This is a genomic window from Mesorhizobium sp., assembly GCF_017306585.1.
Taxonomy (GTDB): Bacteria; Pseudomonadota; Alphaproteobacteria; order Rhizobiales; family Rhizobiaceae; genus Mesorhizobium.
The window spans coordinates 1-3,951 of the sequence record NZ_JAFKIC010000330.1; the positions used below are offsets into that span (position 1 = coordinate 1).

Here is a 3,951-nt window from a genome sequence, read left to right on the forward strand (position 1 = left end):
CAATTTTGAATATCGAAGAAAAAGGCGCAGGGGTCGACGCTGCCAATCTCCCCCCTCGTGGGGGAGATGTCCGGCAGGACAGAGGGGGGCGCCGTAGAGAACTGACATCAAGGCGCCACGATCGGCGAAGCCGCCAGATCAGGCTGGCGCACCGACGCCCCCGCGAAAACACTGCCTTCCTCGAACCAGCTCTTGGGCGCAGGCGCGCCCCACAGCGTCTGGCGCTGCGGGTCCTTCAGATCCCACTTGATCGGTTCCAGGTCCGGATCGACCGTCTGGTAGTCGGAACAGTAGATCTCGATGCGGTGGTTGTCCGGGTCCCTCACGTAGAGGAAGAAGGCGTTGGAAATGCCGTGCCGGCCGGGGCCTCGCTCGATGTTCGGCAGATAGCCTGTGGTCGCCATCAGGTCGAGCAGGTCGATGATGTTGAGCGGCGTCGGCACCCAGAAGGCGACGTGATGCAGGCGCGGCCCGACACCATTGGTGAAGGCGATGTCATGCACGCCGCCCTTGCGATGCGTCCAGGCCGCCCACAGCTTTCCGCTCGCCGCATCCTCCGTGTATTCGGTGACGCGGAAGCCGAGCTCGTTGTAGAAGGCGACCGACTCGTCGACATTGGGCGAGAAGCAGTTGAAATGGTCGATGCGCAGCGGCTTCACGCCCTTGTAGAGCGCGTATTTCTGGTGGATCGGCGCCAGCCGATCCATCTGGGCATAGAATTCCAGCGGAATGCCGTGCGGGTCGCGCGTGCGGAAGGTGCGCGACTGGTAGGGGCGTTCCACCCACTCCACCGGCAGGCCTTTGCCGCCAAAGAAGTGAGCTGCCTTGTCCAAGTCTTCTTCGGAAAACACCTTGAAGCCGAGGTCGCGCGCTTCGGCCGTGCCGGCCTTTTTCAGCACTATGCAGTGATGGCCACGCTCCTCCATTGCCCTGAGGTAGATGGCTCCTGACGTTTCGTCGGTCACCTGCAGGCCGAGTGTGTCGACGTAGAAGGCGCGGGATTTGGCAAGATCGGTCACCGCCAGTTCGACATGGCTGAGCCGCACGATGTTGAAGGCGGGATAGAGGTTGGGTTTGGGCAAAGGCATTGTGGGGTCCTCCGGTCAGCCGCCGAGTTTCTGGATCGCGTGCGCGGCCGTTGCGAAGGCGATGTTCTTCGTCTCCATGTAGAAATCGAAGGAATGGTCGCCGCCGTCACGGCCGATGCCGGAATTCTTGACGCCACCGAACGGCGTCGGCAGGTGCCGCACATTCTCCGAATTGACCCAGATCATGCCGGCCTCGAGCGCATCGGTGAAGCGGAAGGCGCGTGTCACGTCGGAAGTCCAGAGATAGCCGGTCAGGCCGTATGTCGTGTCGTTGGCCAGTGCCAGCGCTTCCGCCTCGTCCTTGAAGGCGATCGCCGTCAACACCGGCCCGAAAATCTCCTCCTGGGCGATGCGCATCCTGTTGGTGGCGCCGGTGAACAGCGTCGGGCTGACATAACAGCCGCCGCCCGGGCCGTCGAACTTGCCGCCGCCGGCGGCGACCACCGCGCCTTCCGATTTTCCGACTTCGATATAGGACAGCACTTTCTCCTCGTGCACCGGATGGATCAGCGGCCCGACCACGGTCTTCGGATCGAGCGGGTGGCCTATCTTGATCCGCTTTGCCCTCTCCGCCACCAGATCGGTGAACTTGTCATAGATCGAAGCTTCCACCAGCAGGCGCGACGACGAGGTGCAGCGCTCGCCGTTGAGCGAGTAGATCATGAACACGGCGGCATCCGCCGCGCGTTCGAGATCGGCATCGGCGAAGACGATCACCGGGTTCTTGCCGCCCAGCTCGAAATGCACGCGCTTCAGCGTATCGGCGCCCTGTTTCATGATCATCGAACCGGTGCGGCTTTCGCCGACGAAGCCGATCGCCTTGATGTCGGGGTGCTCGGTCAGCGCCTTGCCGGCATGCTCGCCAAGCCCGTTGACCAGGTTCCACACGCCCTTCGGCAGGCCGGCCTCCTCGGCGATCTCGACCAGCAGGCGCGCCGTCAGTGGCGAGAATTCAGCCGGCTTATGAACAACCGTGCAGCCCGCCGCCAGCGCCGGCGCGATCTTCCATGTCGACAGCATGAACGGCGTGTTCCACGGCGTGATGATGCCGACAGGCCCGATCGGCACGCGAGTGGTGAGGTTGATCTGCCCGGGCGCGCGCAGCGTCTCACCGTCGCGCGCTTCCGGTGCGCGGTCGGCGAAGAAGCGGAAATTTTCCGCGCCCCGCAATGCGGCCTTGGCCATGAATTTCAGCGCCTGGCCGGTGTCCATGCATTCGACAAAGGCGATCTCCTCGGCGCGCGCCTCGATCGCGTCGGCGATTCTGTGCAGCAGCTTCTTGCGCGCTTCACCCGGCATGGCCGCCCAGGCGGGGAAGGCCGCCTTGGCCGCCTTGGCCGCGCGGTCGATGTCGACGGCGCCGCCGCGCGCCACCTTGGCCAGCGGCTTGAGATCGACCGGCGACATCGTCTCGAAGGTCGAGCCGTCGGCGGCCGGCACCGCCTCGCCGCCGATCTGGTTCAGCACACCATCGCGCTGGAATCGCGCGAGATAGGCCTCGGCCTTTTTGAGATTGCCTTCGAGGTCGGACATGTCAGTCTTCCATCACTTGCCGCGCAGCCGCGGGTGGATTGCATTCTTCTTCCAGCTCAGCGCCGGATCGATTTCCCTGATTTCCAGCGACAGGGCAAAATGCGGGGTTTCGAACAGGCGGCCGAGATAGTCGCTCACCGCCGCGAAAACAGCCTCGCCAGTCCGCTTCTTGTCCTCGGCGCTGCGGCCGGTGCCGATCCTGAACGACATGTCGAGGAAGGCATTTTCGGGGAGATTGTCGGCGATGGCATAGGCCTCGGTGCGAAAGGCCCGCACCCGCACCGCGCCGGTTTCGAACAGCCCGGTATCGAGCACGGTGCGCAACACCAGCACGCACAGTTCGTCCATGTCGACCTTGGCGTCGAGATTGGCCGAATACTCGATGGAGAAGTGAGGCACGTGTCTCGTTCCCTGGACCGTTGCATTGTTGTAGTTAACGCGTTAATTACATGCGGTGCCGTCGAAGTCAAGTCTTGCATCGGTCTTGAGGCGACGATACGGGATGGAGGGTTGGGGTTTTGGCGCGGTCCGCGCCGGGTCAGAGCCGGCTGACGACCGCATTATTGGGGAGCGCCTTTCTTGCTGCCGGAAAACACTCGTCGTTCCCTGCCGATGGCACTCCTTCATGCCCGCGAGGCCGTGATGGCGCGGTTCCGGCCGATGCTGGCCGCCCATGACGTGACCGAACAGCAATGGCGCGTGCTGCGCGTCCTGAGCGAGGCCGGATCGGTGGAAGCCACCGAGCTCGCCGACCGCGCCTCGGTGCTGCCGCCAAGCCTGACCCGCATCATCAAGGCGCTCGAGGGCCGGAAGTTCATCACCCGCAACAAGGCGGAGGGCGACGGCCGCCGCGTGGTGCTTACCATTGCGCCGGCCGGCGCCGCGCTGATCGATGCCCTCTCGCCCGAGCGGCGCATCATCTATGACGACATCGAACGGCGGTTTGGTCAGGAAAGGCTGGAGCAGCTGCTCGATCTGCTGGAGAGCCTGATCGACGGCGAGAGTTGATTCTCGGTGGGCTGCCTCCATTGTCCTGAATATTGGCGAAGCCTCACCGCTTCGTCATCCTAGGGCGGAGCAGCCGCGAAGCGGCGTCGCGAAGACCCTGGGATCCATTCCGTGACCTCAGCCGAAGGGTGCAGCGGTGCAGAATTCTGAACCGTGGCGGCGCATCTGAGTCCCGGCATGGCAACTGTGTTCATGCGAACGCGATTTTGTCGCGAATGATGGCATTGAGAGTGACGAGAAGCTTTCTGGCGACGGCGACGATTGCCAGTTTCTTTGATCCAGATCGGGCCGCAAGCGCGGTGTAGAAGGTCTTGAAGCGCTC

At 63.6% G+C, this 3,951-nt stretch carries 4 protein-coding genes; 1 reads left to right on the forward strand and 3 read right to left on the reverse strand.

What is annotated here, in order from left to right:
• Window positions 1-107: 107 nt before the first annotated feature.
• The 3 genes from hpaD to J0I79_RS34190 are packed head-to-tail and all read right to left on the reverse strand — an operon-like array spanning window position 108 to window position 3,020.
• Complete coding sequence (gene hpaD, locus J0I79_RS34180) at window positions 108-1,088, reverse strand: 3,4-dihydroxyphenylacetate 2,3-dioxygenase (protein WP_292870326.1); 981 nt, start codon at window positions 1,086-1,088, stop codon at window positions 108-110.
• 15 nt (window positions 1,089-1,103) lie between these two features.
• Entirely contained in the window at window positions 1,104-2,621 is a 1,518-nt protein-coding gene (gene hpaE / locus J0I79_RS34185; protein WP_292870329.1) for a 5-carboxymethyl-2-hydroxymuconate semialdehyde dehydrogenase, read from the reverse strand.
• Window positions 2,622-2,633: 12 nt separating this feature from the next.
• On the reverse strand, window positions 2,634-3,020 hold the full coding sequence (locus J0I79_RS34190; protein ID WP_292870332.1) for a 5-carboxymethyl-2-hydroxymuconate Delta-isomerase: 387 nt from the start codon (window positions 3,018-3,020) through the stop codon (window positions 2,634-2,636).
• A 213-nt stretch (window positions 3,021-3,233) separates the two neighbouring features.
• Here J0I79_RS34190 and hpaR point away from each other — a divergent pair, with 213 nt between their 5' ends.
• Entirely contained in the window at window positions 3,234-3,629 is a 396-nt protein-coding gene (gene hpaR / locus J0I79_RS34195; RefSeq protein WP_292870335.1) for a homoprotocatechuate degradation operon regulator HpaR, read from the forward strand.
• Window positions 3,630-3,951: the final 322 nt, after the last annotated feature.

What these genes read in the sequence shown, in the direction of transcription:
- hpaE (WP_292870329.1), bottom strand. Translation starts at nt 2,621, where the DNA reads ATGTCCGACCTCGAAGGCAATCTCAAAAAGGCCGAGGCCTATCTCGCG.
- hpaR (WP_292870335.1), top strand. Translation starts at nt 3,234, where the DNA reads ATGGCACTCCTTCATGCCCGCGAGGCCGTGATGGCGCGGTTCCGGCCG.
- hpaD (WP_292870326.1), bottom strand. Translation starts at nt 1,088, where the DNA reads ATGCCTTTGCCCAAACCCAACCTCTATCCCGCCTTCAACATCGTGCGG.